This is a genomic window from Desulfobacter sp. UBA2225, from assembly GCF_002348205.1.
GTDB lineage: Bacteria > Desulfobacterota > Desulfobacteria > Desulfobacterales > Desulfobacteraceae > Desulfobacter > Desulfobacter postgatei.
Window position 1 is genome coordinate 1 of the sequence record NZ_DDYV01000351.1, and the last position, 2,903, is coordinate 2,903.

Consider the following 2,903-nt stretch of genomic DNA (forward strand, 5'->3'; position numbering starts at 1 on the left):
GAAATCGAATTCGTCAGGCCTTTGTTCCGGCTGAGGGACTGGTTTTTCTGTCGGCAGATTATTCACAGATTGATCTGCGGGTTCTTGCTCATTATTCGCAGGATGCCGCACTGCTGCAGGCCTTTAGAAGCGGTGGTGATATCCATGCCCGGACGGCCGCACAGCTTTTTTCTATCTCGCCACTGTTGCTTACCCCTGAAATGCGGCGGGTAGCCAAGACCATCAACTTCGGCATTGTTTACGGGATGAGCAGCTTTGGGCTTGCCGTCCAACTGAATATCAGCCGGAAAGAGGCTCAGGCCTTTATCGATCGTTATTTCCAGTTGTATAGCGGGGTCAGGCAGTTCATGGAGGATATCGTGGCAAGGGCAAGAGTTGATGGCTTTGTCACAACTCTTCTCCATCGGCGACGAATATTGCCTGAAATTAACTCGAAGAAGAAAACCGATCGGGAGTTAGCGGAACGAACTGCCATTAATACCCCTATTCAGGGAACGGCAGCTGATATTGTTAAACTGGCCATGATTAAGGTGAACGGGGCCCTGGCGCAAGAAGGGCTTGGCGCCCGTCTTCTTCTCCAGATTCATGACGAATTGGTTTTTGAATTACCTGAGGCCGACTTGGAAGCAACCCAAAAGATAGTCAGGCCGGCAATGGAAAATGTCCTGGCCCTGGATGTACCTCTGCTTGTAAACTTTGAGAGTGCAAACAGTCTGGCCAAAACCGGATGATGTTTTTTTTCGAGGAGTGAGGGAGGTTGGCCGGATACTGATAAGAAAATTCCTTGGTTCCTAAAGACTCATTCTGCCGGTGGGACTTCGGCGGCTGTCTGGGAAAGATCATCCAGCTCCTCGTTTTCTGTGTTCTTTTTACGCTCTTTTTTCTCGTTTTGTTTTTTTAGTCGATTTAATTCCTTGGCTCTTTTTTCACCCTGGTAGTTTGTCCGTTTAGCCAAAATAAGCTCCTGTGGAAATATCCTGTGGATCTTGGAGGATCTGTTTTTTTTACCATAAAAAAAGGCCCCGCACGTATGCGGGGCCTTTTTTATCAAACGGTCTTACAGCTTGACAACATTCTCAGCTGCGGGGCCTTTGGCACCATCAACCACGTCAAACTTGACACGAGCACCCTCATCAAGGGACTTGAAACCGTCGCCCTGAATTGCGGAGTGGTGAACGAAAACATCCTTTCCGCCATCCTGCTCAATAAAACCAAAACCCTTTGAATCATTAAACCATTTTACTGTACCTTCAGCCATTTTTATTACTCCTTTATATTTTGTTCCATATGGAAACGATTTTCAGGGGGGTGCCTTGATATCAAATGCATGATATTTTTCAAGGGGCCCTGTTATTTAGCGGATATTACAGTTTAACAACATTCTCAGCAGCTGGGCCTTTGGCGCCATCAACGACGTCAAATTTGACGCGTGCGCCCTCATCCAGAGATTTGAACCCGTCGCCTTGAATTGCGGAGTGGTGAACGAAAACATCCTTTCCGCCATCCTGCTCAATAAAGCCAAAACCTTTAGAATCGTTAAACCATTTTACTGTACCTTCTGCCATTTTTACTACTCCTTTGTACTTGCTTCCATCTGGAAACCTTTTTTTAATAACACCAGACTCTATATAAAGAGCCTGGCGTGCTTGCCTCAAGTAGTTCTTGTGTGCTTCTTTATGAGGAGCCATGACAAATTGAATCATTGTATTCATGGTCCAATTGTAAATGTCTGCTGCCCTCTGATGCCGCTTGTCTCACCTTCATTGCGGTGATTGTAAAAAAAACGGCTTATCGTTTTGGAAATGTGGGGGCACCAAAGACCCGTTTACGATTAGGGGTGCCGGTTGTTGTGCTTGTTTTTTTCTTTTGCCATGATCGTGCGGGCAAGTCCCTGCTGGGTGCCGGGTTCTTGTCTTGAGCGTCAAGATTAAAGCCGGACACGACCTCGCGAAGGATTCTTTTGCCAAGTGTCTGCTCAATAAGCTTTACGATCTTGTCGTCATCAGCTGTCATAAAAGTGAACGCCTCTCCGGTGCAGGCTGCACGGCCGGTACGACCGGTACGATGGGTATAGGCCTCGGCGGTATCGGGCACATCGTAATTAATGACATGTGAGATCCCGGAGACATCAATACCCCGGGCGGCGATATCGGTTGCCACCAGGATATTGAACGTGCCGCTTTTAAAACCATCGAGCGCTTGTTGTCGTTTGCTTTGTGACAAATTTCCTTGCAAGGAGGTTGCGCGGTAGCCAGAGTTTTCAAGCTGCTGGGCAACGTTCTTGGCCTTGTATTTTGTTTTGGTGAAGACCAGAGTGGTTGTCATCCCTTTTTGCTCCAGGATGTTTTTCAGCAATTCAGTCTTACGCTTTTGTTCGACAGGAATCAAGGCATGGCTGATGGAAGCTGCCGCTTTGGTATGATTGATCTGTACCGTGGCTGGATTAGTGAGAATATCCTCGGCGAGGTGGCGTATCTCCTGGGGCATGGTTGCTGAAAAGACAAGAGATTGTCGTTTTTTCGGGATTGACTTCAATATCCGCCGGATATCAGGCAGAAACCCCTTGTCAAACATGTGATCTGCCTCGTCGAGGATTAATATCTCAACATTGGCCAGATTGATGACCCTGTCGTTCATATGGTCCAGCAGTCGTCCTGGACAGGCAACAATGATCTCTACCCCGGCTCGAATCTTTTTGGCCTGTGTTACCTTGCTGACGCCGCCATAGATTACTGCGCTGCGCAGGTTGGTCAGATGGCCCATTTTCTCAATGTAGCTGTGGATCTGTTCAGCAAGTTCCCGGGTAGGGGCCACAATCAGGGCCCGGATGCTCTTCCTGGGGCCATCCAGAAGACGTTGCAGGGTGGGAAGTATAAAAGCGGCTGTTTTGCCGGTTCCGGTCT

The 2,903-nt window shown here is 48.1% G+C and carries 5 protein-coding genes; 1 reads left to right on the forward strand and 4 read right to left on the reverse strand.

The window, feature by feature from the left end:
- Positions 1 to 731: DNA polymerase (locus B3D59_RS18160; protein WP_286822559.1), on the forward strand; the 731-nt coding region annotated here is incomplete at its 5' end.
- 68 nt (positions 732 to 799) lie between these two features.
- Here the strand turns inward: B3D59_RS18160 and B3D59_RS18165 are convergent.
- From B3D59_RS18165 to B3D59_RS18180, 4 genes are all read right to left on the reverse strand, one after another.
- Entirely contained in the window at positions 800 to 955 is a 156-nt protein-coding gene (locus B3D59_RS18165; protein ID WP_286822560.1) for a hypothetical protein, read from the reverse strand.
- 102 nt (positions 956 to 1,057) lie between these two features.
- Positions 1,058 to 1,258: a cold-shock protein gene (locus B3D59_RS18170; protein ID WP_286822561.1), complete on the reverse strand. Its 201-nt coding sequence runs from the start codon at positions 1,256 to 1,258 to the stop codon at positions 1,058 to 1,060.
- 106 nt (positions 1,259 to 1,364) lie between these two features.
- The gene (locus B3D59_RS18175; protein ID WP_286822561.1) at positions 1,365 to 1,565 is read right to left on the reverse strand and encodes a cold-shock protein; all 201 of its coding nucleotides are present in this window, start codon (positions 1,563 to 1,565) and stop codon (positions 1,365 to 1,367) included.
- A 223-nt stretch (positions 1,566 to 1,788) separates the two neighbouring features.
- On the reverse strand, positions 1,789 to 2,903 hold a 1,115-nt coding region (locus B3D59_RS18180; RefSeq protein WP_286822562.1), incomplete at its 5' end, for a DEAD/DEAH box helicase.

Bases quoted from the DNA above. Each gene is read 5' to 3' on its own strand.
- B3D59_RS18170 (WP_286822561.1), bottom strand. From the start codon at position 1,258: ATGGCTGAAGGTACAGTAAAATGGTTTAATGATTCAAAGGGTTTTGGT.
- B3D59_RS18175 (WP_286822561.1), bottom strand. From the start codon at position 1,565: ATGGCAGAAGGTACAGTAAAATGGTTTAACGATTCTAAAGGTTTTGGC.